This window comes from Thiocapsa sp., assembly GCF_018399035.1.
GTDB lineage: Bacteria > Pseudomonadota > Gammaproteobacteria > Chromatiales > Chromatiaceae > Thiocapsa.
Genome location: NZ_CP073760.1, coordinates 2593843 through 2619634 on the forward strand (window position 1 = coordinate 2593843; position 25792 = coordinate 2619634).

Sequence of the window (25792 nt, forward strand, 5' to 3'; positions counted from 1 at the left end):
GGGATGATCATTCCCGGAAACCGCCTTAGTCGCCCGGTAAGCATCGGCAACACGCCCGGCCGGGGTGATCATTCCCGGAAATCGCCTAAGGCTCAACATCGCCACCGATCGAGATCAACCCCATGAGAACACGTATCGCGCTCGGGCTGGCCCTATTCTTACTGATCGGCACGGCCGCCGCCGAGATCATCGGCAGCGTCGCCACCAAGTTCAAGTGGATGGGCCCGAACGACAAGATCCTCATCGAGGTCTTCGAAGACGACGAGGTCCCTGGCGTAGCCTGCTATTTGAGCCGAGCCAAGACGGGCGGTGTCTCGGGTGCGGTCGGGGTGGCGGAAGACACCTCCGATGCGGCGATTCACTGCGCTCAGGTCGGTCACATCAGCCTGCCCGACGACATTCGCGACGGCAAGCAGGACGGCAGCGAGGTCTTCAAGAAGCGCACCTCGCTGTTGTTCAAGAGCCTCCAGGTCGTGCGCTTCTACGATGCACCCCGACATACGCTGGTCTACTTGAGCTACAGCGACAGGGTCATCGAAGGTTCGCCCAAGAACAGTATTACCGCTGTACCGATTCTGCCGTGGGGTAGCCCCGCGCCGTAAGGCAATCTCCGGAACGTCGAATTTCCGTTGTCTGACGATAGGAAGCACAACATCCGCCGACGGTTGGTTGTGCCTCGCACGGCTCGGCACAAACTGCGGCCCTGACTCGTGCAACACGGCAGATGTGCCAAGACCGTTCGTTGTCGTTGTCGTTGTCGTATTGATGGTCGATTACGACAACGAAAATGATCTCGGACGGTCTCGGAATCTCTGCACCGCTCCACTAAGGCGATTTCCGGGAATGATCATCCCGGCCGGGCGTGTTGCCGATGCTTACCGGGCGACTAAAGTCGCCCCTACATGTTGGTCGATGCTTTCCCGGAAATCACCTAAACCGCGTCCAGAGCGAGATGCTAACTTTCGAGTGAGTTCGAAGTTTGGTGAATCCACGACCCTTAGCGGGGGACGCGGTTTAAAATTTTATATTTTTTAATACTTTAAACCGCGCCAGCTCCAGCGGAGCTGAAATCCGCCGGGGCCGATCCCATCCAAAAACATCGCATACCGCACTGGGCGCGGTTTAAAGAGAAAAGAGAGAAGGATGCTCCGATTGAGACCAAGCGTTTGCCTGGTGCAGAAAGAATCGGCGGCAGGGCGCGCACTCGACCCGTTCTCGACGGCACGAAGGGGGACAACAGCTCGATGAAACAGCCCATCGCAGAAGCGCACAAGACCACGAAACGGATCGCACTCGGCGGGAGCGAAGCCGCTCCTGCAGTGCCGAGCCGAGTCGGCTGGTCCAATGGCGAGATTCACCGATGCGGACTCCCCGACGCCGAGCGGATCAATACGGCCATCACGGTCGCGGTGAACGGGATGCGAGACGATGATTTCGAGCGTCGCACCCATTTCATCGGTGGCCGGTTCGAGAATCTGTACCTCGATCGCACACGCATCCCGGCCATTCTGCCGGTCCTGGATCAGGCACTCGCCTGCGCGGCCTTGATCCTCGGGCGCCCGCCCGGGACCCTGCGCTGCGGGTTTTGGCTGAACCTCGCGGGGCCGGGACAAAGCACCTCGGAGCACACCCACGACGAGCACGACGAGCTGCTCTCAGGGGCCTACTATGTCGCCGTCCCGCCGGATTCGGGCGATTTGATCCTCTACGACGGGCCATCGAGGATTCACATCGAGCCCTGTGCCGGAACCTTCCTCTTTTTTCCGCCGTACCTCCCCCATGCCGTCGAGACCAATCGCAGCGCGTTGCCGCGTCTGTCGATCGGCATCAATATCGGCCCGCGCTGAAAACCGACCGGCCTGCACCGCCCTCGCCCGAGGGCGGGACCGGCCTCACATGGCACCGCTCAACTGCTGGCGCTCCTTGATCTCGCGCCGTTCCTGCGCCTCGACCGAAAGGGTCGCGACCGGACGCGCTTCCAGGCGTGCCAGACCGATCGGCTCGCCGGTCTCCTCGCAGTAGCCGTAGCTTCCGTCCTCGATCCGCACCAGTGCCTGGTCGATCTTGTGGACCAGCTTGCGACACCGGTCGCGGGTCCTCAGCTCGAGCGCCTGATCCGCCTCGCGGGTGGCACGATCCACATCGTCGCCGACCTCTTGATGGGCGCTGTCGCGCAGCCCGTCGAGCGTTCCCTGGGCCTCTTCCAGAAGCTCGACCCGCCAAGCGAGCAGCTTGGCGCGAAAATAGGCCAGCTGGCGCTCGTTCATGTACTCCTCATCGGGACCGGGAGAATAGTCGGATCCTGGATCCTCAGCCATCGGACACCCCCTCACTTTGACGCAGATCGAATATGCAATAACATAACACGACTTCAGTACCTTCTTGAGCAGGCTCACCCGAACATGCTGTCGGCACCCGGACCACGCAACGCCTCGGCCCCGATGCAACGCCGTGCTCGCGACCGGACCGCCGCAGGTCTTGCGGCATGCCGCCCGATGCATGCACCGCGAACCGTCCTTGGCCTCAGCCGTTCAGACCACCGGCAATCCAGGTGACGTCGGCGGAGCATCGCGTATTCGGGTAGCCTTCGGCAAGTCTATCGGAGACGAAAGGGTCCGGCATCCACGGCCCTTAGCGGGAACGCGGTTTAAATCATATATTTTTTAATATCTTAAACCGCGCCGGGTCCAGCGACCGTCAAGTCTTCCGGGCCCGATCCCATCCAGAACCATCGCATACCGCGTTGGGCGCGGTTTAACCTTCGAGCACAACGAGCGCCTATCACTGATGAAACGTTATAACATTTGTTCACGAAACCCGTCGGCAGCTGAAATTCCGGTCCCGCGCCGGCTCAAGTCGCGTGTTCCGGTCCGGCTCGCTTGCGCTGTCGCCTTGCTGACGCCGATGGCCGCGTTCCCCGCGACGGAAACCGAGATCGCTGAGCTCCGGGCGATGGTCGATCAGATGAAATCCCAGTACGAGCGCCGGATTCAGGATCTCGAGTCCCGCCTCGCGAAGGCCGAGCGTGACGCATCCCGGGCCGCAACGCGCTCGGAGGCGGCTGCGGTGCGCGCGGAGCAGGCTGCCGCTGTCGCCTCGACCGAGTCCCGACCGATGACCGCGCCGCGCGTCACGCCCCCCGCGAGCCCGGAGCCGGGCAAGACGGGCCTCGGCGCACTGACCTCGGGCACGGCATTCAACCCGCAGATCTCGGTCTTCCTCGACGGCAACTATTACCACGACGGGATCGACGGGGAGGGTGCGACAGTGGTCGGAGAGGCATTCCAACCCTCGCGCGGAGCGCCGCACAGCCACGACCACGACAACCACGACGACAGCCATGGCGGCCATGTGCACGGCCTCACCGAGAACGGCTTCAACTTCCGCGAGGCCGAGATCGCCTTCTCGGCCACCGTCGACCCCTATTTCGATGCCTCGCTGTTCATCGCGATCGACGGGGACGGCACGGTGGAGCTGGAAGAGGGCTATTTTCAGACCCGCAGCCTCCCGGCCGGACTGCGCGTGAAAGGCGGCAAGTTCCTCAGCGACTTCGGCTACATCAATCGGCAGCATCCCCATCAGTGGGACTTCGTCGATCAGAACCTGCCCTACCTCAATCTGCTTGGCCCGCACGGGCTTCAGGACACCGGACTACAGCTCACCTGGCTCCCGAAGCTGCCGGTCTATACCCTGCTCGGCGTCGAGGGCCTGCAAGGCAACCAAGAGATCTTCGGCGCGACCTTGGGCGACGACGACCGCGCGGCGCTGGAGCTCGGCGACACCAACGACGGCCCGCGACTCTGGACCGCATTCGCCAAGGTCGCACCCGAGATCGGGGTCAATCATGCGCTTCAGCTCGGGTTGTCCTACGCGAACAACAACCAGCATCAAGCCGTCCATGAGCACACCCATGCGCACCAAGGTAACCATGACGAGGAGCATGACGAGGGGCATGACGACCATCACGAGATCGAGATCCACCGCAACGGCCTCGCCGGCGACGCACAGCTGTGGGGTGTCGACCTGGTCTACAAATACGACGGCGACGGCGCCTACGGACACAAGAACTTCAAATTTCAGAGCGAGTATCTTCGCTCGATCAAGGACATGAGGATCACCTCGAGTGCCCATCCGGAGGTCGTCGGCTCACGCCGCACCTTTACCACGGACGGCCTCTATGCGCAGGCGATCTACGGATTCGCCCCGAAATGGACGACCGGCCTGCGCTACGACGTGCTCGGGATGACCAACGAGGTCAGCGGCGGCAAGGACGCGAGCTTCGGCTCGTCGGATCGCTGGACCTTCGACGTCACCTGGAACCTCACGGAGTTCTCGCGACTGCGCGCCCAGTATGCGCACAACGACATCCTGCAGGCGCCGGGCGAGCGCGAGCGGTTCGATGCCTTCTACCTTCAGTTCCTGGTCAGCATGGGCTCGCACGGGGCGCACGCCTTCTGAAATCGCGCCCTTCTGAAATCGCGTCTCGCGGGGACAGGCAACGGGTGCACTCGGGATCGGGCGCCTCATCGATCCGCGATCCCGGAGCCGACGCGATTTCAGGATGTATCGGTGACCGTAGGATGGATGGAGCGACAGCGAAACCCATCCAGCCCGCACCAAGCGCATCGGACCGAAACCCGGCAACGCGGCGGTTTGGTTGTTTTTAATCGTTCCAAAGGTGTTTTCCGGCGTGTCACTGTAGGGGAAATTATTTCGCCCTACAGCGCCTATCGTCAGTGCCGAGCCGTGCGAGGCACGTGTTTGATGCAGGAGTCATCATGATCAAAGGTGTTGTTGTTTCGGTGATCGGGGCGCTGCTCGGGGGTCTGCTCGCCTTCGGGTCGGCGCAGGCCGCCGAGCTGGATGTCGTGGCGACCAGCTCGGGTATGGGTGCATTGGCTCGCACGGTCGGTGCCGGGCGCGCGCAGATCAGGGTGCTGGCCTCCCCCGATCGCGATCTGCACATGCTCCAAGCCAAGCCGACCATGATTCGCGCGCTGCGCGATGCGGATCTGGTCGTCGCCGTGGGCGCGGAGCTCGAGGTCGGCTGGCTGCCGGTGGCGATCGCCAGCGCCGCGAATCCGCGGATCTTGCCCGGCCAGCCCGGCTATTTCGAGGCCGCGGCCCAGGTCGATCTATTGGAAGTCGGCTCGCCGGCGGACCGCGCGCTCGGCGATGTCCATCCGGTCGGCAACCCGCACGTCAACATGGATCCGGTGCGGATGGCGATCGTCGCCGCCGCGCTGGGCGAGCGCATGGCCTTGCTCGATCCTGCAGGCGCCGAGATCTATCGGGCCAATGCGCGGTCCTTCGCCGCCGCGACGCAGCAACGCCTGGACGCGTGGCAGGCCCGGCTGGCGGGCGTACCCGGCGTGGTCCTCTATCATCGGGATGCGCTCTATCTGCTCGATCGCTTCGGGGTGCCTTTGCTCGGCACCATCGAGGAGATCCCGGGCGTACCGCCGACGGCCCACCAGATCAAGGCCCTGTCCGAGCGTCTGCAGGGTCGATCGGGGGTGATCGTCTATGCCCCTTACATGTCGGCGCAGGCACCGGAACGCCTGGCCAAGGGCTTGGGATGGGAAGCCCGCCGTCTCGCGCTCGACCCGCCGATCGGCGCCGACGGGAGCGGTTATCTCGACCACATCGACCTCTGGGTAGACACCCTGTCCCAAGCGCGGTGAGCGGGCCGCTGCTGCGCGTGGAGGGTCTCGTGGCCGGCTATGGTCGGCCCGTGGTCGGGCCTGTCTCGTTCGACGTCGCCCCCGGCGAGGTCGTGGGTCTATGGGGTGCGAACGGATGCGGCAAATCCACGCTGCTCAACGCCATTGCCGACCGCGCCGACCGGCTGGCCGGACGCATCCTTCGGATGCCAGGCCTGCTCATCGCCTATCAGGCGCAGCAGCCCGTCCGCCTGCCGAGCATGCCGGTGACCGGGCACGAGCTGTTGCGCTTTGCCGGCGCATCCCTGCATGACATGCCCACGGCCATCCAGTCGGTCTTGCGACGGCGCATCGACCGCCTGAGCGGCGGTCAGTATCAGCTCCTGTGCGTCTGGGCCGCCATCGCCGGTCGGGCCGACCTGATCCTGCTCGACGAGCCCACCAACAACCTCGACCCCGCGCGGGAGGCCCTGCTGATCGAGATGCTGACACCGAGCCGACTCGCCCGGCGCGACGCGAGCGGAGCGCAACCCCGAGCGGACCGGGGCGTGCTGGTCGTCAGCCACGAGCGGCGTTTTCTCGAGGATGCCTGCTCGCGGATGATCGAGATCCCATGAGCGCGCTCGATCTCTTTCTGGATCCCTTGTTTCGACTGCCGCTGCTCACCGGGATGGCCATTGCGCTGGTCTTGCCCCTGATCGGGGCCTTGCTCCTGCTGCGCGATGAATGGCTGGCCGCACTCGGACTGGCGCACCTGGCCGCCGCGAGCGCACTGCTGGGACTCGCCGTCGGTCTGCCCGCGGTGCTCGGCGCACCGCTCGGCGCGCTGGCCGGCGGCGCGGTCAAATCATTGACCGAGGCGCGCGGCAATCTCGCCTACGGATTCATGATCCTGTTCGGATGGTCGGCGCTCTTTTTGATCGCGGCCAACACCAGTCTCGGCGCGACACTCGGACATGCGCTCGTCGACGGTCAGCTCTATTTTGCCGGGGCACTGGAGTTGATCGCCGCACTCGCGCTCGCCGGGCTCGCCGCAGGCGCCCTGCCCCGACTCGTGCCCCGACTGATGCGCGCGCGTTTCTTTCCGCACGACGAAACCGCGAACCGCCTGCCGGCACGCCGCTGGCACCTGAGCTTCGACCTTTTAACCGCGCTGGCGATGGCGATCGGCACCGCGACCGTCGGTCTCATGGGCGCCTTCGCACTCGTCTTGGCGCCGGCCTGGATCGCCTTTCGCATTGCCCCCGGCTGGAACTGGACGCTGGCGATCTGCGGTTTGATCGGCGCTTGCGGCTATCTCCTGGCCTACCTCGCGGCACTGGCGCTGGATCAGCCCTTCGGTCCGGTGCTGGTGGCAGTTCTGATCAGTCTGGCCGCGACGGTCGAGGCGGGGCAAGGTCTGATCGGCCGAATAGGTCTAGTGCGCCCGCGGCAAGGGCGTTGAAACGCGTCCAGCGCGAGATGCTCAAGCTCGAATGAGCTCGACGTTTGGTGCATCCACAACCCTTAGCGGGGACACGATTTAAGGCGATTTCCGGGAATGATCATCCCGGCCGTGCGTGTTGCCAATGCTTACCGGGCGACTAAAGTCGCCCCTACAGTCCTCACGGGTCGTCCCGGCATGCGCAGACGCGATGCCAACTCTCGAAAATCGCCTAAAATTATATGTTTTTTAATATCCTAAACCGCGCCAGGTCCAACGGTCGTCAAGTCTGCCGGGGCCGATCCCACCCAAGAACATCGCATACCGCGCTGGGCGCGGTTTAGCAGCCCGCGTCCTCGGAGAGCATTTCGAGTGCGCTCTTGATCATGCCGTGCGCACGATAGAGACCGACCAGCGTCTTGGCGTCCGTGATCTCGCCGTCGTTGCACCAATCCAGGGCCTGCGCCAAAGGCAGCCAATGGACCTCGATCAGCTCGTCCTGCTCATGCGCGAGCGGCTGGCGGGTCAGTCCGCGGGCCATCCAGAGGTGAATCACCTCGGTGAAGACCCCCGGCGAGCTGTGCATCGGCCCGAGATCGGTCCAGTCCTCCGCGCTCAGGCCGGCTTCTTCGGCCAACTCGCGGGTCGCCGTGTCGCGCGGCGTCTCGCCCGGATCGATCTTTCCGGCCGGAAGCTCCCACAGCCAGCCGTCCGCCGCGTGTCGAAACTGGCGCAGCAGACAGACGCGGTCCTGCTCGTCCAAGGCGACCGTTGCAGCCCCGCCGGGATGGCGGATGATCTCGAGCTGCACCTCATGCCCTGAGGGCATAGCGACAGTCTCGAGGGCGACGTCGATCACCCGTCCTTGGAAAATCGGCTCGCGTTTCAGGATCCGTGCTTCGGTCATGGGAGATTCCTCGAATCTGGTCAATTTGGAAACGACCGCCGCCAAACCCTAAACTAACGCTCCGAGACCGATCCGACAAGGCGAATCGGCCAACCGCAGGGACCCCGCATGTCGACCCAGAATCCGCTCATCCTCGCGTTCACCTTCGCCGTCTACTTCGCCGTGGTCTGGATGATCGGGTGGTATGCCTATCGGCGCACCCGGGATCTGTCGGACTTCATCCTCGGCGGTCGGCGGCTCGGCAGCGGGGTGGCGGCATTGAGCGCCGGCGCCTCGGACATGAGCGGCTGGCTGCTGCTCGGTCTGCCCGGATTCGCCTACGCCGCCGGCTTGGAGTCGATCTGGCTCGCCGGCGGCCTCTTGCTCGGCACTTGGGCGAACTGGCGCCTGGTCGCGGCCCGCCTGCGGGTCTTCAGCATGTCGTACGGCAACGCCCTGACCCTTCCGGAATATTTCGCCAACCGATTCGATGACCGGGCCGGCTGGCTGCGCGGCATCGCCGCCCTGTTCATCCTGCTGTTCTTTCTGCTCTATACCAGCGCCGGCTTGGTGGCCGGGGGCAAGCTCTTCCAATCGGTCTTCGGGTTGCCTTACGTGTGGGCCGTGGCGATCGGTGTCCTGTCCATCATGGTTTACACCGCGGTCGGTGGGTTTCTGGCCGTCTCCTGGACCGATGTCCTGCAAGGCATCCTGATGGCGGTGGCCTTGGTCGCCGTGCCCTTGGTGGCCTTGTCGCAGATCGGAGATACCAGGTTGGCGCTGGAGGTGATCGAGGCCGCCAACCCGAACCTGCTGGATCCCTTCACCAGAGCGGACGGCAGCGCGCTGGGCCTCATCGGCATCCTCTCACTGGCGGCCTGGGGCCTGGGATATTTCGGTCAGCCGCACATCCTCGCGCGATTCCAGGCCATCGCCTCGCCCCGAAAGGTCCCGATGGCCCGCTGGATTGCGGTCACCTGGGTCGCGGTCACGCTTGCGGGCGCGACCTTGACCGGTCTTGCGGGCATCCTGATCATCGAGCAGCCGCTCGCGCCCGAGGCGCGCGAGACCGTCTTTATCCTGCTCGTCGATCTGCTGTTTCATCCCTTGATCGCGGGCCTGCTCCTCGCCGCCATCCTGGCCGCGATCATGAGCACCGCCGACTCGCAGTTGTTGGTCTCCTCGTCCACCTTCACCGAGGACCTCTATCGCACCCTGCTGCGGCGCAAGGCCGGGGCGCGCGAGCTGGTCGCGGTCGGGCGGATCACGGTCGTCGTGATCTCGGTCGCCGCCTTCTGGCTGGCGCTCGACCCGGATGCCATGGTGCTCGATCTGGTCGCCTACGCTTGGGCCGGATTCGGTGCGGCCTTCGGCCCGGCACTGGTCCTCTCGCTGTATTGGCCGCGCATGACCGGGCTCGGCGCGCTCGCCGGGATCCTGGTCGGCGGCTTGACGGTCTTGGGATGGCGACAGCTCCAAGGCGGACTGTTCGACCTCTACGAGATCGTGCCGGGCATCCTCTTCGCGACACTGGCGATCGTCTTGGCCAGTCGCGCGGACACGAAGAAACACGAGGGGCTCGCCGCGCGCTTCACCAAGGTCGAAGCCGAGCTGAAGGCGACGTCGTCATAGAGCCGTCATCAATCGTCAATAGAATGCGCGTCAACCCCACTCGCCGGGTCACAACCCGACCCGCCGCTGGTGGACTGAGCTGCGCTTGTCCACCCGACCGGTCCGATCAGCGACGTGACCGGGTTTAAGAGCGAAGCCGAAACCCACTTGAAACATCACAGATCACTGCGGACGCGGCTCACAACACCATGACCACCATTCTTGTCGTCGACGATGAACCGGATATTCGCGAGGTCATGCGGTTCGCACTCGAAAACGCCGAATATCGCGTGATCGAGGCATCCCATGCGGACGAAGCGCGCAAACTCCTGACCAACGAGAGCCCCGACCTCATCCTGCTCGACTGGATGCTGCCGGGACGCTCCGGTCTCGAGCTGGCCCAACAGCTCAAGCAGAATCCGAAAAGCCGCGCCGTACCCATCATCATGGTCAGCGCCCGCGGCGAGGAGGAAGACCGGATCAAGGGTCTCGATACCGGGGCGGACGACTACATCGCCAAGCCCTTCTCGCCGCGCGAGATGGTCGCTCGCGTGAAGGCGGTCCTGCGTCGCGCCAAAACCGACGAGCCGGCGGACGAGATCGACGTCGGCGGTCTGCGGATCGACAACATCAGCCATCGCGTGACCGCCGAGGGGCGCCCCGTCGACATCGCCCCGACCGAATACCGCCTCCTGCATTTCTTCATGACCCACGCCGATCGCGCCTTCAGCCGCTCGCAGCTGCTCGATCAGGTCTGGGGCGACCAGGTCTATGTGGAGGAACGCACGGTCGACGTGCATGTCCGCCGCCTGCGCAAGGCGCTCGAGACGTCCGGCCATGACCGACTGCTCCAGACCGTGCGCGGTGTGGGCTATCGCTTCTCGGACAAGACCTGACCCGATTGGCCGGCAAGCCACACCCGCGGGGAGAGTCCTGGCGTCACGCCCTGTCGTTCGAGGTGTGGCTGTTCGCGGCCACGGTCGTTCTGTGCATCGCGCCCTGGCTGATCGCACCCCAATGGGCTTGGGTCGGAACACCGCTCCTCGCCGCCTATCTGCTGCGCCAGCTCTACCTGCTCGTGCGTCTCGCGCTGCTGATCCGGCGTCACCACCGGCTGATCCCGCCCTTTCCGCGCGGACTCTGGGGCGAGATCTATCGCAGCATTGCGCAGTATCAGCAACGCGGGCGCAAGGGCCGCAAGCGCCAGATCCGCTTTACCCGTCGGTTTCGCGAGGCGGCCAACGCGGTCCCGGACGGTCTGGTCATCCTCGACAAACTGCATCGGGTGGATTGGGCGAACCCCGCCGCGGCCGCCTTGATGAACGTGCACTGGCCCGAGGACGACGGGCGGCCGCTGTTCGAGATCCTGACCCATCCGGATCTCAAGGAGTTCGTGGAGACCGGCGAATCCTTGCGGCCGATGGATCTCGCCCCGGAGCACAACCGCGCCCTGATGCTGTCGTTGCGCATCACCCCGTTCGGCGAGCGCAAGCGCCAGCGGCTCGTGGTCGCACGCGACATCACCAAGATCTATCACCTGAACATGATTCGGCGCGACTTCGTCGCCAACGCCTCGCATGAGCTGCGCACGCCCTTGACCGTCATCGCCGGCTTCCTCGAGAGCCTGATCGACGCCCCGGCGACGCCGCCGAATCATCGTCGCCCCTTGACCCTGATGCACAATCAGGCCGAGCGCATGCGCCTCATCATCGAAGACCTGCTGACACTCTCGCGCCTGGAGATGCACGAGCACCCGGAGATACAGGAGTGTGTCGATGTCCCGGACGAGCTGCATCTGATCCTGCAAGAGGCGCATGCACTGAGCAACGGCCGGCACGCCTTCTCGACCGATATCGACGAGAATCTGCTCTTGCTCGGCAGTGCGCCCGAGCTGCGCAGCGCCTTCTCCAATCTCGTCTTCAACGCGGTCAAACACACGCCCGACGGCACCGAGATCCGTGTCTGCTGGTCGGCATGGAGCGACAGCCTGGAGCTGCGCGTCGAAGACGACGGACCCGGCATCGAGCCCGAGCATCTGCCGAGGTTGACGGAACGCTTTTATCGGATCGACAAGGCGCGATCGCGCGAATCCGGAGGCACCGGGCTGGGTCTCGCCATCGCCAAGCACATCATGAACCGGCACGATGCGCGCCTGCTGATCGCAAGCCAGATCGATCGGGGCTCGACCTTTTCGTGCGTCTTCCCGCGCGCTCGGGGGATCCTTCGAGAGGAGGCCGAGCACGACACCGCGTCTCGCGCATTGCCCCATCCGACGGCCGAGGCCCGAGCCACCTCGGTGTCGGATACGGCATGCCCGCACCTGGACAGAGGTGAACGCTCGGCCGCTTGTTGATGCTCGCGCGCGAGCGTAGGATCTAAACCGCGCCGGCTCCAGCGGTTCTGAAATCCGCCGGGGCCGACCCCATCCAAAAACATCGCATACCGCACTGGGCGCGGTTTAAACCGCGCCGGGCGCGGTTTAAGGTGATTTCCGGGAAAGCATCGACCAACATGTAGGGGCGACTTTAGTCGCCCGGTAAGCATTGGCAACACGCACGGCCGGGATGATCATTCCCGGAAATCGCCTAAAGCCGCTCGAAACAGCCCCCGGAGGCTTCGCTGATGAACGACTCGAGCAAAGGTCTCGCCCTCGGCTTTGCCTTGGTCCTCGCCGGACTGTCCTCGGCGGCGTGGTGCGCCGATCTGGACGAGATCCGGGAGCGCGGCGAATTGCGTCATCTCGGCATCAAATATGCCAACTTCGTCACCGGCTCAGGTGACGGTTTCGACGTTGAATTGGTGAAGGGCTTTGCGCAGGATCTCGGGGTCGACTACGTCCTCGTCGACACGAATTTCTACAACGTCATCCGCGATCTGTTGGGCAAGGAGGTCGTGCGCAACGGCTCTGAGGTCACCCTCGAAGGCGACTACCCGGTCCGCGGGGACATGATCGCGGCCGGGTTTACCGTGCTCCCCTGGCGCGAGCAGGTGCTGCTGTATTCACAGCCCACCTTTCCGTCTCAAGTGCTCCTGGTGGCCCGCTCGGAATCCGAGCTCTCCCCGATTCCGGGTAGCAACGACCTCTCCCGTGATATTCTTCAAACCAAGGACATGATCGGATCCAGAAGCCTCCTGGTGATGGAGCAAACCTGTCTCGACCCGGCCAACTATGGCCTGACCGGTGCCGGGCTCGATCTCAAGTCCTATACCAAGAGCTCGAACCTCAACGAGATGGTCCCGGCGCTGCTCAACGAAGAGGCCGAGCTGACCCTATTGGACGTCCCGGATGCCATTCTCGATCTGAAGAAATGGGCCGGGGCCATCAAGATCATCGGGCCGATCTCGGAACATCAGGATCTTGCCGCCGCTTTTCCGAAGAGTGCACCCGCTCTGCGTGATGCCTTCGACGATTACCTCGCGAGAATCAAGGCCGATGGCACCTACGATCGCTTGGTCGACACCTACTATCCGGGGATCCGCCGCTACTTTCCGGCATTCTTCGAGCGCGACTCCTGACCAGGGCGTCCTCGGAGCGCCCCACGCCCGATCGCGTCGAGAACCGCAAGCCCCATCCGAGCGGGGTGAATCTGCAATGCTGCGCGACGGCGGCTTCAGCGCTCGACAGACCCCCTCGCGCAACCGCGCAGACCTCGAGCGATCCTCGCCAAGATGGCGTTGCTAGGTCGACTCACCCCGCGCTGGCCGCTCCTTCTAGCGGTCATCTTCTGCGTCTACACCCTTGTCCTGCTTTGGAATGTCTTCACTGCGCAAGACCTGCTGCGCTCCGCCGCGGACGCCCGGTTGGTTGCGGACAACCAACGCCGTGCAATCGCTGTCGCCGACTTCACCGCCGAGCGCCGCTACAGCGCCATCGACCTCGCCGAAAGCCATGAGATCGAGGCCTACCTGATCAATCTCGCCTTGGGCATGTCGCTGCAGTACGGATTGAACACCACGCTCGATGCCATCGAGCAGCGTTTTCGCCGACATCACGAGCAGAAGACCCTGCGCGGATCACCCCTCTACCAACGGATCCTCTACCGAGACGAGCAGGGGACGGCGCTCGTCGACCTGCAACCCGAGGCGCCACCCGTCGATCTCCCGGACGGATTCGAGCATGAACCCACGATCTCGATCGACGAAGACACCCATCGCTTCGTCGCAAGCGCCCCGGTCGTCCACAAAGGGATGTACAAAGGCGTCGTCGTCACCGTCGGCAGTCTCGATCAATTCGCCTGGCTGCTGATCGCGAGCGGGGACGAAGAGACCTCCTCGGCACGCTACCAGGAGCTTCTCGTCGGACCGAACGGCTTGGTGATCGCGCCGCCCGGATCAGAGATCGGGATCGATGCCGATATGGCGCAGGCGCTTGCGCTCCTGCCCGAAGACACCCTGCTGCCGATCGGTGCTGGTCCGGATCGCCGATCGGATCGCCGGGGTGGCCGTCGAGGGGACCGTCGGGGGGACCGTCGGGGGGATCTCGAGGGGTGGCTGGCGGTGCGCAGCCCGGTCGCGGGTACGCCCTTATCGCTGCTCACCTTGATGACGGAAACCTCCGTCTACGGCCACCTCACCTCAAGGCTCTTTCTCTACAGCTTGGGTGCCTTTCCCTTCGTGCTGCTGTTTGCTGCGGTCGCCTTCGATCGCATGCGGTTGCGGGCGCTTCTATTCGAGGAGAAGTATGCCCGATCGGATCGTCTGCGCGACCGCCTCGAGCACCAGAACGAACGACTCTCCGAGGAGATCGCGCGCCGCGAAGCATTGGAGCAGGATCTGCTCGACAAAACCCGCCGGCTCGAAGAGATGGCGGAATCTCTGAAGACCAGCGTCGCGCGCGCCGAGGACGCCAGCCGCGCGAAATCCGAGTTTCTGGCGGCCATGAGCCACGAGATCCGAACCCCGATGAACGGCATCATCGGGATGACCGACTTGGCCCTGGAGACATCCCTGACCGACGAGCAACGCGACTGTCTCGTCGTCGTCAAGTCATCGGCCGACGGCCTCCTGACCATCATCAACGATATCCTCGATTTCTCCAAGATCGAGGCCGGTAAGCTGGCGGTCGAGTCGATCGACCTCGACCTCCATGCCCTCGTCACCGAGATCATGCGCTCCTTGCGGGTGAAGGCACGGGAGAAACCGCTGGAGCTCCTCAGCGAGCTCGCGCCGGGCGTCCCGCGCCGTTTGATCGGCGACCCGGGCCGCCTGCGCCAGATCCTCGTCAATCTGCTGAACAACGCGATCAAATTTACCGCGCAGGGCGAGGTCGCTCTGCACGTGGATGCGCGACCGATCGCGGACGACCTGGTGGAGGTCCATTTCGCCGTTCGCGATACCGGGATCGGCATCTCCGCGGAGAACCAGGCGCGCATCTTCGATGCATTCTCGCAGGAGGACGGCTCGATCACGCGTCGTTTCGGCGGCACCGGTCTGGGTCTGACGATCTCCAATCGGCTGGCCGCCTTGATGGGTGGGCGCATCTGGGTCGAGAGCACACTCGGCAAGGGCAGCACCTTCCATGTCACCCTGCCGCTCGGCGTCGGTGTCGGTGACTTCGGGGCGCAGCAAGCGCACGAGCTGAGCGGAAAGCGCGTCTTGCTGGTCGACGACAACGCCGTGAATCGCCGGATTCTCTGCCGCATGCTCGTGCAGTGGGGCATGGAGGTGACCGAGGCACGCAGCGGCACCGTGTGTCTCGCCATCATCGGCGACCCGGACACCAGGGCGTTCGATCTGCTCTTGGTCGACTACGAGATGCCCGATCTCGACGGTTTTGCGGTCGTCTCTGCGCTCAAGCGGATCCCGCGCACGCAATATCCGAAAACGATCATGCTCTCCTCGGGCGTCATACCCGGCCATACCGAGCGCTGCAGAGACTTGGGTATAGAGGCCCTCCTCGCCAAGCCCGTCGCCGACGACGAGCTGCTGAAAGCCGTGCAAAACGCCTTGGGCGAGCGCACGCGGGATAGGACGCCCGAGGCCCCGCCGCAAGCGCCTTCACCGCGGCCGGCCACAAAGCCTCTGAAGATCCTGCTGGCCGAGGACAATCTGGTCAATCAGAAGCTCATGATCCGACTTCTCGGCAAGTGGGGCCATGAGGTGACCCTGGCCAACAACGGCCGAGAGGCGCTGGAGCAGGTCGAGCGCGACACCTTCGATCTCGTTCTGATGGACATGCAGATGCCGGTGATGGGTGGTTTGGAGGCGACCCGGCTGATCCGCGAGCGCGAGTGCGCGGACCCGACGGCGGCACGCATCCCGATCCACGCCCTGACGGCCGCCGCGCTCTCGGAGGAACGCGCGGCCGCATTGGCTTGCGGTGTCGACGGTTATCTCACCAAGCCGATCGACCGGCTCGAATTGCTCGACCTGCTCGAGCGTCTCGCCGCTGCGGCTGAGGAGAGAAGTGAGGAGTGAGGAGTGAGGAGAGAGAAGTGAGGAGGGCCGTAGGTTGGGCAAAGCGCAGCGTGCCCAACAGATCCCGGTGATGCCGGCGCGGGTTGGGCACGCTGCGCTTTGCCCAACCTACCTATTATGCCGCTCCGGATGCGATTGAGTCCCTTACGCCGCAAGTCTTGAGCAAACCGTCGCAAAATTTGTCGTTGTCGTTGTCGTTGTCGTTGTCGTTGTCGTTGTATCGATGGTCGATGACGACAACGAATAGGGCCTTCGGCCACTTCTCCCGGTAACGGCGATGCCGGTAGGACCGTAGGTTGTGCCGAGCCGTGCGAGGCACAACCAACCGTCGGCGCTGAGGAGAGAGGGGTGAGGAGAGAGGGGTGAGGGGTGAGGGGTGAGACGATTCAAAAACAACCGAAACATGTAGGATGGGTAGAGCGAAGCGAAACCCATCCAGCCCGCTCCGAGGGCATCGGACCGAAACCCGGCAACGCGGCGGTTTGGAGGATGGGTTTCGCTGAGGCTCTACCCATCCTACCGGTTCATCAAGGTGCTCACCTTGCCTCTGAATCGTCGCTTAGGCTCCCCAGGCGAATTAGTTCGCCCCTACAGTCACGCGCGTCGAGCATGGCGTTCATAGGGCGGGAGGTGCGGAACCGAGAGGGCACCGCGGAACGCGATGCCCGATGTGAACAGGATCAGCGAGAGGCGGCGACGAGCGGGATATGCTCTTCTTCTTCCTGCCTGTCCTGCTCGTCTTGAAACGCTTGGTTGACGCGGTCCCGGAGCTCCTTGCCGGGCTTGAAATGGGGGACATGCTTCCCGGCCAAGGCGACCGAGTCGCCGGTCTTCGGGTTACGCCCGATCCGGGGCGGCCGGTAGTGCAACGAAAAGCTTCCGAAACCTCGGATTTCGATCCGCTCGCCGGTGGCAAGCGCGGTGCTCATACGATCGAGGGTCTTGCGTACCGCCTCCTCCACGTCTTTGTAGGGAAGGTGGTCTTGCGCCGCCGCCAGAACGTCGATCAGCTCGGATTTGGTCATGGTGTCGACTCCTGGAAAAGGAGAAGGGGCCCGCAATACGGGCCCCGCCTAAAGAGACATCACACGAGAGACATCGCGAAGGGGTGTATCAGCCCCCGCGCTGCGCCTCTTCCATCTGCTCTTTGAGGAGATCGCCGAGGGTCGTCGCCGTGGATGGATCGCGCGAGTAGCCCTTGATGGCCGCCTGCTCTTCCTCGACATCCTTCGCCTTCATGGAGAGCGAAAGGGTGCGGTTCTTGCGATCGACGCCCAGGAACTTGGCCTCGATCGCCTCGCCCGCCTTCAGAACGGCACGTGCATCCTCGATGCGGTCGCGCGAGATCTCGGAGGCACGCAGATAGCCTTCCACACCGTCCGCCAGCGCGATGGTCGCACCCTTGGGGTCGACATCCAGGATGACGCCGGTGACGACGCTGCCCTTCTCGTGCAGTGCGACGAAGCTGGAGAAGGGATCCTTATCCAACTGCTTCACACCCAGCGAGATGCGCTCGCGCTCCGGATCGACCGAGAGCACGACGGTTTCCAGCTCGTCGCCCTTCTTGTAGCGACGCAGGGCCTGCTCGCCGGCCTCGTCCCAGGAGATGTCGGACAGATGCACCAGACCGTCGATGCCGCCGTCCAGACCGATGAAGATACCGAAGTCCGTGATGGACTTGATCTTGCCGGAGACGTGATCGCCCTTCTTGTGGGTGACCGCGAACTCGTCCCAGGGGTTCATGGCGCACTGCTTGATGCCGAGCGAGATGCGGCGACGCTCCTCGTCGATATCCAGCACCATGACCTCGACCTCGTCGCCGAGTGCCACGACCTTGCTCGGGTGGATGTTCTTGTTGGTCCAATCCATCTCGGAGACGTGGACCAGGCCCTCGACACCCTCTTCGATCTCGACGAAGCAACCGTAGTCGGCGATGTTGGTGACCTTGCCGAAAACGCGGGTGCTCTCGGGGTAGCGGCGCGAGATGTTGACCCAGGGATCCTCGCCCATCTGCTTGAGGCCCAACGAGACACGCTGACGCTCGCGGTCGAACTTGAGCACCTTCACGGTGACCTCGTCGCCGATCTCGACCACCTCGGAGGGATGCTTGACGCGACGCCAAGCCATATCCGTGATGTGCAGCAGGCCGTCGATGCCGCCCAGATCCAGGAAGGCACCGTAGTCGGTCAGGTTCTTGACGATACCCTTGACCTCCATGCCCTCTTCGAGGTTCTTCAGCAGGGTATCGCGCTCGGCGCTGTATTCCTCTTCCACCACGGCGCGGCGGGAGACGACGACATTATTGCGCTTGCGGTCGAGCTTGATGACCTTGAATTCCTGCTCCTTGCCTTCGAGGTAGGTGGTGTCGCGCACGGGGCGCACATCCACCAAGGAACCCGGCAGGAAGGCGCGAACGGTGCCCAGGTCGACGGTGAAGCCGCCCTTGACCTTGCCGTTGATCATGCCCTTGACGGTATCGGCAGCCTCGAACGCCTTCTCCAGATGATCCCATGCGGCGAACCGCTTTGCCTTCTCGCGCGAGAGACGGGTCACGCCGAAGCCGTCCTCGACCGCCTCCAGGGCAACCTCGACCTCGTCGCCGATCGCGACCTCGAGCTGGCCATCCGGGCCGATGAATTGGATTCTGGGGATCACGCCCTCGGACTTGAGCCCGGCATTGATCACAACGTTGTCGGAGGTGATCTCGATCACGGTTCCGATGACGATGGTGCCCGGCTGCAGCTGGGTAGTGCTCAGACTTTGTTCAAAGAGTTCGGCAAAGCTTTCGGTCATAAGATGAAAGTATCCTGAGAACGGCGCGCTGACCCGTCCCATCCGGGACGAGGGGTATGAATGAGATGAAAAGGTCGGCGCATTCGGCACCGACCCGACCGGATCGACAGGGGTCCCGCTGGACGGACTGACGATTTCCTAGAGGACCAGTTCCGGAAAGACGCGCCTCACCTCTTTCAGGACCCGATCGAGCACTTCTTCGATGGACATCGCGGTGGAATCCACGATCACCGCATCCTCCGCGGCGCACAATGGCGCCACGCTGCGACCGCGATCACGCGCGTCGCGCGCCCGGATGTCGTCTACAAGGTCGGGGAGGTTAGCATCCAATCCCTTTCCTTTCAACTGTTTATACCGGCGATCCGCACGCACCTCGGCGCCGGCGTCGAGAAAGATCTTCACCGAGGCCAGCGGGAAGACGACCGTGCCCATGTCGCGCCCGTCGGCGACCAGGCCCGGCGGGCATGCCATGGCGCGTTGGCGCTGCAGCAAGGCATCGCGCACCGGCGGATGCACGGCGACCCGCGAGGCGGCCATCCCCGCCTGCTCGGTGCGGATCGCCTCGCTCACGTCCTCGTCCTCCAGGAGCACCCGGCCCGAGACGAAGGCGACCGGCAGGTCGGCCGCGACCTCGGCGACGGCCTCGGCATCGTCGAGCGCAACCCCGCGGCGCTCCGCAGCGAGACCGAGCACGCGATAAAGCGCGCCGCTGTCCAGACAACGCCAGCCAAGTCGGTCCGACAACAGCTCGGCGATCGTCCCCTTGCCCGTTCCGGACGGACCGTCGATGGTGATGACCGGGACCGGCATCGCGTCAGCCCCGCGTCGCTTGGATGCTCAAGCCGGCGGCTCCAGCCAACTCGACGAATCCCGGGAAAGAGGTCTCGACGTTGGCGCAGTCCCGGATCGCGACCGGACCGCTTGCGCGCAAGGCCGCGATGGCAAAGGACATGGCGATTCGGTGGTCGCCGTGGGCGTCGATCGCGGGCGCACCCGTCGCGCCGAGCGCCCCGCCGTGGATGCGCATCCCGTCCGGCAGCGGCTCGGCGCACACCCCGAGCTTGGCCAGACCGTCGGCCATCACCTGGATGCGATCGCTCTCCTTCACCCGCAGCTCCTCGGCGCCGGTGAGGATGGTCTCGCCCTCGGCGCAGGCCGCGGCGATGAAGAGGACCGGCAGCTCGTCGATCGCCAGCGGCACCTGATCGACCGGGATGCGGATCCCGCGCAGACGCGCATGACGCACCCGAATGTCCGCCACCGGCTCGCCGCCGGCCGTGCGCCGGTCGATCAGCTCGATGTCCCCGCCCATGGCGCGCAGGATGTTGATGACGCCGACCCGTGTCGGATTGATCCCCACGCCTTCCAGGATGAGATCGGAGCCCGGCGCGATACTGGCGCCGACGAGAAAGAAGGCCGCCGAAGAGATGTCGGCGGGTACCGTCAACCGACAGCCGGTCAGCCGTCCGCCGCCGGTCAGACAGACCTTCGCCGCTTGACGCCGAACCGAGTAGCCGAAGGCCGTGAGCATGCGCTCGGTGTGATCGCGCGTCGGTGCAGGCTCGGTCACGCAGGTCTCGCCCTCGGCATAGAGGCCCGCCAGCAAGAGGCTCGACTTCACCTGCGCACTGGCCACGGGCATCACATAATCGAGCCCCGTCAGATGCGCAACCGGCGTCAGATCCAGCGGCGCCGTACCGCCCTCGGTCGTGCCGATCCGTGCACCCATCCGTGCCAAAGGCTCGGTCACGCGCCGCATCGGGCGCTTGGACAGAGAGGTATCCCCCACCAGGGTCACCGGAAACGCCTGCCCGGCCAAGAGACCCGAGAGCAAGCGCATCGAGGTGCCCGAATTGCCCATGTCGAGCGGACCGTCGGGGGCCTGAAGGCCCCGCATCCCGACGCCATGCACGCGCACCTCGCCGCCGTCGGGCCCGTCGATCCGCACGCCCATCCGCCGGAAGGCGTTCAAGGTCGCCAAGGCATCCGCGCCCTCGAGGAACCCGCTGATGCGGGTCTCACCCTCAGCGATCGCGGCCAGCATGATCGAGCGATGCGAGATCGACTTGTCGCCGGGGACGCGCAGGCGCCCACGCAAAGTGCCGCCCGACGAGACCAGGTAGCGGGTATCCGAAGGCTGTGCCAAGTGCTCTCCCGCGCGACTGCGCCCGGACGCTGAAAAGCCCACTATGTTAGTCCTGCAGGCGGAGTCGGTAAACTGCAGAATCCGTGAACCGAGTGCAACGGTTCAGAGAGTCCGAGACCATCCGAGATCCTTCTCGACACATGACTGCCGTGCTGCACTAAGGAGACCTCGGCAACAAGGACAACATCTTGTTTCAGCGTAGGATGGGTAGAGCGTCAGCGAAACCCATCCAGCCCGCGCCAAGGGCATCGGACCGTAACCCGGCAACACGGCGGTTTGGAGGATGGGTTTCGCTGCGCTCTACCCATCCTACGTGTTTCGGTTGTTTTTGAATCGCTCACTACAGGGTTTCGACCCGGGTTGCAGCAAGCCGCTTCAGACATGAAATCGCCTCAGGCATGCCCACGGTGTAGCATTCCGCCGGCGAGCCGGGAGGCCGGCCGCCGCCGTCGAAAGGCATTCATTTCCGTCATCAGGACCATCATGTCGATTACCGAAAAACAAAAACGCTGGCTGAAGAAGCAATCACACCACCTGAAACCCGTCGTCACGCTCGGGCAGCACGGGCTCACGGAGGCCGTGCTCGCCGAGATCGCGCTGGCCTTGAGCCACCACGAGCTGCTGAAGGTCAAGGTCAATGCCGGCGATCGCGAAGAGCGCGACGCCGCAATCGCGCTGATCGGCGAGCGCACCGACGCCGTCCTGGTCGGACGCATCGGTCACGTGGCGTCCTTCTACCGCGCCAACCCCGAAAAGCGCGATCCGATCCTGCTTCCGAACCTCTGAGGCATCCCCTCGCGGGGCTCGGTGGCGTTCGCGCTCGCTCGCCCGGACACGCACCCAAACGCCCCTACGGCCCCCACTGAACGTGTAGGATGGGTAGAGCGTCAGCGAAACCCATCCTCCAAACCACCGCGTTGCCGGGTTTCGGTCCGATGCCCTTGGCGCGGGCTGGTGTGTCTGGAGTCGGACAGGCTCCTAGCGGTGTTCTTCGACATAGTCCTGCAACGCACGGTCGATACGGCGTTCCCATCCCTGCTCGCCGGCGTGAAAGTACTCAAGCACCTCGCGCGACAGGCGCAAGGTAACCGGCTGGCTTTGCTCTCGCACATCCATCGTCTGGGGCTGGCGCCTCCTTGGAGGTTGAACGACGGCGCCGCGCCAAAAAGACTCGACCGCCGCCGGGTCGCTCGGGTCGTAGGCGCTCTCGGGATCGGACGCCGAATCCGGCGCCGCATCGATCAAAGCGCGACGCTCCTCATCGCTTTCCGGAAACCGCATCGAGATAGATTCTGGTTTCATGTTTCGTTGCCCTCCGTAAGGAGATGACGCGCAGCTCTCCATTGCGTTCGGTATAGGTCATATGGACGACGCAACCGTCGAGCCAGCCCAGCAGGTTCATGCGCGGCTCGCCATAGTCGGCTCGGGTATCCTCGGCGGCCAGGGTCGGATGATCGAAGACGCGCTCGCAATCGGCGAGATCCAGACGGTGCCGCTGCAGATCGGAAATGCGCTTGGACTCGTCCCAGGTGGCCATGGCCTGAGATTGAACCCCAGCAACCGCTGACAACGATGCGCCGACGGTGGCGCCGGATGTCGGGTGGCCCGGCTCCAAAGCCAAACGCAAAGTGAAAATGACGCATGTCGCTCTGGACGCGACTTACCCCTTCACCTTCAAAGGCGCGAGCATCCGCATGGTGCGGATCTTCAGCTCGACCCTGAATTCGAGTGTTTGATCGGCGCTGGGTTCGGCCTCCAGCGTGTAGCCGGTCTCCTCGATCGTGGCGTTCTCGGGCAGCTTGGCGGGGTCGATGGTCACGGTCCAGGTACCCGGTTGCAGGCCGGCGAAGCGGAACTCGCCGTTGCCGTTGGTGAGACGACGATAGACCTGATCGCCGCTGCGCACCTCGACCAGGATGCCGCCCAAGCCGCGGGAGGGTTTCAGCTCTTCGGACGTCGGCGGCGGCGGGGCTTTGGCCCCCTGCCCGACGCGCACAAAGGTCTGCGACGGCAGCAGGCTGGCGTCCGGCTCGTAGAGCTGGACCTTGCCGGCGATGGTCGCGCCGCGGATGAAGGGCACATCGATCGACGCACCCGCATCGAAATAGAGATCCACCGGACGCGGCATCTCCAGCGTCGGGATCATCCCGACCGGAAGGCTGCCGCCCGCGAGCGTCAGGTCGTAGACGCCCAGCTTGACCGACGGGAACATGAAATAGCCGTTCTCGTCCGTGATCGCCACCAAGCGATCCAGTTTCAGCACCACGTTGGACAACCCGGCACCCGTCTCTTGATCGAATGCACGCCCGCGCACGGTCGCCACATCCCGCCGGGGCACGGTCGGCACCGCGATCGGCACCATGTAGGACAGCATGATGCTGTTCTCCATGTTCATGCCGTTGTCGTACAGCTCGGCATAGCGCGAGCCGTGGCGCGCCTGCACCGTGAGCAGATCCCCGTTCTCGCGCTGATAGCGATAGGAGACGCCGGCGATCACGCTGTTCTGATCATTGTATTGCTGACCCTGCACATTCAGGCTCAGGGTCGACTTGGGGCTGACGGCATAGTTCACACTCGCCCCGCCCGTGAACCGCGGTGCTTGATCGAAGGTGGCCGCGGCCTCGTTCTCCAAAGAGAGATAGCCGCCCAGATTCAGGCGCCTCGTCGGGCGCCAGGAGAGCGACCCGCGAAACGCCTGCGTCGCGGAACGCTCGCCGGTAACCCGATCGTATTCCTCGCCCAGCTCGATGCTGGTGTTCAGGCTCAGATTGAGATCCTTGAAGCTCTTGCCGTAGCCGAATCGAATGCTGTTCTCCACCTCGTCGAAGGTCGGCGCCGGGTTCAGATCGCTGCGCTGGCGACGCCGCAGCTCCACCGAATAACGCGTCTCGTCGGCCGTGCGCCAGTTGAGCCGGATGCCGGCCTCGTGCTCGATGCTGTCCGGACCGTACCAATCCCAATCGTCCGGATCCAAGGACCACCAATCCGCTTGGTCGTACTCGGCCAACTCACGTGCCGTCTGGTGATCTCGATCATAGTGATACCAGGCCCGCAGGCTCCAGGGCTTCTCAAGCGGCACATAGTCGATATCCAGATAGGCACGATCCTGATTCTGGACATAGCCGGCATAGTCCGGCGAGGCATACAACAGGGTGAGACGATAGCGCCAGGGCGTGCCCAGATTGATCAGATTGCCCGAGAAGGCCATGCCGTTTCCGACATCCCCGGCGCTGCCGGCGACCTCGACATCCAGGGCCGTCTCGGCGCCCAGAGCGACCTGCTGCCGCACGCCCAGGATCTGGCTGTGTCCGTTCTCGTTATCGGTTTGGTCGAGATAGCTCAGACCCAGGATCCAGGTCGGGCGCAACGTGTAAAGCAGCCCGAGTCCGGTTTGATGCCCCTGGTAAAAGCTGTCGTCGTCGCCGAAGTCGAACGAGCCGACATGATAGGCGGAGAGCTCGATCCCTTCGCCGCGCCACGCAAAACGCATCCCGCGTCCGCTGATCCCGGGATCGGTCAGCGGCGAGAGACCATAGGTGGCATCGCCGAGGGTCAGATCGAAATTGCGCCCGCGATAATCGACATAGAACCAATTCTCCTGACCGAAGATGGTGTCGTCCTCCAACCCGGGCCAGCGCAGCAGAAAGCTCAGGATGCGCTCTTGCGTGCCGTCGATGGACCCGCTGCCGGACCATTCGAGCTGCACACCCGAGCCGTTCTCGCCGTCGTCCCGGCCGCTCCAGCTTCCGCCGACGCGGCGCGTAAACAAGGTCTTGATGCTGTGCGGCGCCGCCTCCTTGCCGGTCACGCGCGGCAGGGTCTCCACACTGCGCTTGGCGGTATCCGTAAGGGTCTCGCCCTGATCCCCCACAGCCGCGGTCGCGGTCAGGCTGATTTCGTCCCGCGTCGGCTCGGTGATGGCAGGCGGGCGAACGCTCATCTCGATCGGCTGCGACTCGCCCGGCGCCAGCGTCAAGGTGCCGACCGCAGGCTCGATCTTGGACTCGCGGCTGCTCTGCGCGCCGTAGCCCACCGTCAGCGCGGTATTGCTCGAGTTGACGATCTGGAAGACCGCGGTGTAAGGCTCGTTGGCGATGGCGATGGTCGGCAGCTCAAGGATGTCGACCTGGAGCTTGAAGACGGGCCGCACCCGCACGTTCAAGGTCGAGCCGCCCAAGGCGCCGGGGCGACCGCGGATGCCGACCTGATAGCTCACGCGGTACTCGCCCGCCGCCGTGCTCTCGGGCACGAAGAAGCTGACCAGGCGCATGACGGTGCCGCCGGGCGGTAGCGTAAAGGGGAATTCGGGGGTGATGGCGCGCCAGCCTGCCGGCATCGACAGACGACCCTCCAGGTCGGCCGCGGCACCGGTGCGGTTGGTGACCTGAAAGACGACGGTGACGACCTCGCGCGGGTCGACGGTAAAGACACGCGCGTCCATCGCACGGACATCGACGCCGCGGGCTTGGGCGAAGACCGGCGAGGGCGTCAGGAGAAGTGCGAGAAGGATCCAGGAGAGGAGTGCGAGACCCGGAAGCAGCCGCTCGATCCACCACGCACCGCGCCCGCCGCGCCATGCCGCGCGATGCGATGCTGTGTCTGTGCGATTGCGGCCGTCGGGCCGGGACATCCGGAAAACCTCCGGGTCGCGGGCGTCGACAGTCTCGACCGCTGAGCACTCGAAGGCTCACCGGCATATCGGCCTTGCGCACGAACCCTGTCACCGCAGCCGCCCCGAGGGCGAGCGGCGTACCGATCCGTGCAGTGGCCGGACCGGTGGCGAGAGGATCCAGTGTCGTGCGTCACCCTTGACCGAGCTGTGCGACCCTTGAGGTTTGGTCAAGTGATCGCGG

At 64.4% G+C, this 25792-nt stretch carries 21 protein-coding genes; 12 read left to right on the top strand and 9 right to left on the bottom strand.

Annotated features, from left to right (window positions below):
• Positions 1-122: 122 nt before the first annotated feature.
• On the top strand, positions 123-602 hold the full coding sequence (locus KFB96_RS11720; RefSeq protein WP_213461525.1) for a CreA family protein: 480 nt from the start codon (positions 123-125) through the stop codon (positions 600-602).
• 642 nt (positions 603-1244) lie between these two features.
• Entirely contained in the window at positions 1245-1847 is a 603-nt protein-coding gene (locus KFB96_RS11725) for a hypothetical protein (protein ID WP_213461527.1), read from the top strand.
• 45 nt (positions 1848-1892) lie between these two features.
• On the opposite strand, the gene dksA is transcribed toward KFB96_RS11725, so the two are convergent.
• Entirely contained in the window at positions 1893-2318 is a 426-nt protein-coding gene (gene dksA, locus KFB96_RS11730; protein WP_213461529.1) for an RNA polymerase-binding protein DksA, read from the bottom strand.
• 469 nt (positions 2319-2787) lie between these two features.
• On the opposite strand from dksA, the gene KFB96_RS11735 reads away from it, so the two are divergent.
• The 4 genes from KFB96_RS11735 to KFB96_RS11750 all read left to right on the top strand — a co-directional run bounded on the left by KFB96_RS11735 (position 2788) and on the right by KFB96_RS11750 (position 7107).
• Positions 2788-4458, top strand: a complete 1671-nt coding sequence (locus KFB96_RS11735) for a TonB-dependent receptor (protein ID WP_213461532.1) — start codon at positions 2788-2790, stop codon at positions 4456-4458.
• 320 nt (positions 4459-4778) lie between these two features.
• Positions 4779-5684, top strand: a complete 906-nt coding sequence (locus KFB96_RS11740; protein ID WP_213461534.1) for a metal ABC transporter substrate-binding protein — start codon at positions 4779-4781, stop codon at positions 5682-5684.
• Entirely contained in the window at positions 5681-6280 is a 600-nt protein-coding gene (locus tag KFB96_RS11745; protein WP_300971610.1) for an ABC transporter ATP-binding protein, read from the top strand. The genes KFB96_RS11740 and KFB96_RS11745 overlap by 4 nt, the downstream gene beginning before the upstream one ends.
• Entirely contained in the window at positions 6277-7107 is an 831-nt protein-coding gene (locus KFB96_RS11750) for a metal ABC transporter permease (RefSeq protein ID WP_213461536.1), read from the top strand. The genes KFB96_RS11745 and KFB96_RS11750 overlap by 4 nt, the downstream gene beginning before the upstream one ends.
• Positions 7108-7426: 319 nt before the next feature.
• Here KFB96_RS11750 and KFB96_RS11755 read toward each other — a convergent pair whose 3' ends face one another.
• Positions 7427-7993 carry an NUDIX hydrolase gene (locus tag KFB96_RS11755; protein ID WP_213461538.1) on the bottom strand — a complete coding sequence of 189 codons (567 nt, stop codon included), beginning with the start codon at positions 7991-7993 and terminating at the stop codon, positions 7427-7429.
• Between the two features lie 108 nt (positions 7994-8101).
• Here KFB96_RS11755 and putP point away from each other — a divergent pair, with 108 nt between their 5' ends.
• The 5 genes from putP to KFB96_RS11780 all read left to right on the top strand — a co-directional run bounded on the left by putP (position 8102) and on the right by KFB96_RS11780 (position 16000).
• Positions 8102-9604, top strand: a complete 1503-nt coding sequence (putP, locus tag KFB96_RS11760; protein ID WP_213461540.1) for a sodium/proline symporter PutP — start codon at positions 8102-8104, stop codon at positions 9602-9604.
• A gap of 188 nt (positions 9605-9792) precedes the next feature.
• On the top strand, positions 9793-10479 hold the full coding sequence (phoB, locus tag KFB96_RS11765) for a phosphate regulon transcriptional regulator PhoB (protein WP_213461542.1): 687 nt from the start codon (positions 9793-9795) through the stop codon (positions 10477-10479).
• Between the two features lie 5 nt (positions 10480-10484).
• Positions 10485-11936, top strand: a complete 1452-nt coding sequence (gene phoR / locus KFB96_RS11770; RefSeq protein ID WP_213461544.1) for a phosphate regulon sensor histidine kinase PhoR — start codon at positions 10485-10487, stop codon at positions 11934-11936.
• A gap of 269 nt (positions 11937-12205) precedes the next feature.
• Entirely contained in the window at positions 12206-13099 is an 894-nt protein-coding gene (locus KFB96_RS11775) for a transporter substrate-binding domain-containing protein (RefSeq protein WP_213461546.1), read from the top strand.
• A 153-nt stretch (positions 13100-13252) separates the two neighbouring features.
• Entirely contained in the window at positions 13253-16000 is a 2748-nt protein-coding gene (locus tag KFB96_RS11780) for a response regulator (RefSeq protein ID WP_213461547.1), read from the top strand.
• A 680-nt stretch (positions 16001-16680) separates the two neighbouring features.
• Here the strand turns inward: KFB96_RS11780 and ihfB are convergent.
• The 4 genes from ihfB to aroA all read right to left on the bottom strand — a co-directional run bounded on the left by ihfB (position 16681) and on the right by aroA (position 20939).
• Positions 16681-17025 (bottom strand): integration host factor subunit beta, encoded by a 345-nt coding sequence (gene ihfB / locus KFB96_RS11785; RefSeq protein WP_213461549.1) that lies wholly within the window; start codon positions 17023-17025, stop codon positions 16681-16683.
• 88 nt (positions 17026-17113) lie between these two features.
• Positions 17114-18793: a 30S ribosomal protein S1 gene (gene rpsA / locus KFB96_RS11790; RefSeq protein ID WP_213461551.1), complete on the bottom strand. Its 1680-nt coding sequence runs from the start codon at positions 18791-18793 to the stop codon at positions 17114-17116.
• A gap of 138 nt (positions 18794-18931) precedes the next feature.
• Positions 18932-19603, bottom strand: a complete 672-nt coding sequence (cmk, locus tag KFB96_RS11795) for a (d)CMP kinase (protein ID WP_213461552.1) — start codon at positions 19601-19603, stop codon at positions 18932-18934.
• 4 nt (positions 19604-19607) lie between these two features.
• Complete coding sequence (aroA, locus tag KFB96_RS11800) at positions 19608-20939, bottom strand: 3-phosphoshikimate 1-carboxyvinyltransferase (RefSeq protein ID WP_213461554.1); 1332 nt, start codon at positions 20937-20939, stop codon at positions 19608-19610.
• A 483-nt stretch (positions 20940-21422) separates the two neighbouring features.
• Between aroA and yhbY the strand changes: the two genes are divergently transcribed.
• Positions 21423-21725 carry a ribosome assembly RNA-binding protein YhbY gene (gene yhbY / locus KFB96_RS11805; protein ID WP_213461556.1) on the top strand — a complete coding sequence of 101 codons (303 nt, stop codon included), beginning with the start codon at positions 21423-21425 and terminating at the stop codon, positions 21723-21725.
• A 192-nt stretch (positions 21726-21917) separates the two neighbouring features.
• On the opposite strand, the gene KFB96_RS11810 is transcribed toward yhbY, so the two are convergent.
• The 3 genes from KFB96_RS11810 to KFB96_RS11820 form a co-directional block, all read right to left on the bottom strand.
• The gene (locus KFB96_RS11810; RefSeq protein WP_213461558.1) at positions 21918-22241 is read right to left on the bottom strand and encodes a BrnA antitoxin family protein; all 324 of its coding nucleotides are present in this window, start codon (positions 22239-22241) and stop codon (positions 21918-21920) included.
• Positions 22198-22476 (bottom strand): BrnT family toxin, encoded by a 279-nt coding sequence (locus KFB96_RS11815; RefSeq protein WP_213461560.1) that lies wholly within the window; start codon positions 22474-22476, stop codon positions 22198-22200. The genes KFB96_RS11810 and KFB96_RS11815 overlap by 44 nt, the downstream gene beginning before the upstream one ends.
• Positions 22477-22599: 123 nt before the next feature.
• Positions 22600-25569, bottom strand: a complete 2970-nt coding sequence (locus tag KFB96_RS11820) for an NEW3 domain-containing protein (RefSeq protein WP_213461562.1) — start codon at positions 25567-25569, stop codon at positions 22600-22602.
• Positions 25570-25792 lie beyond the last annotated feature (223 nt).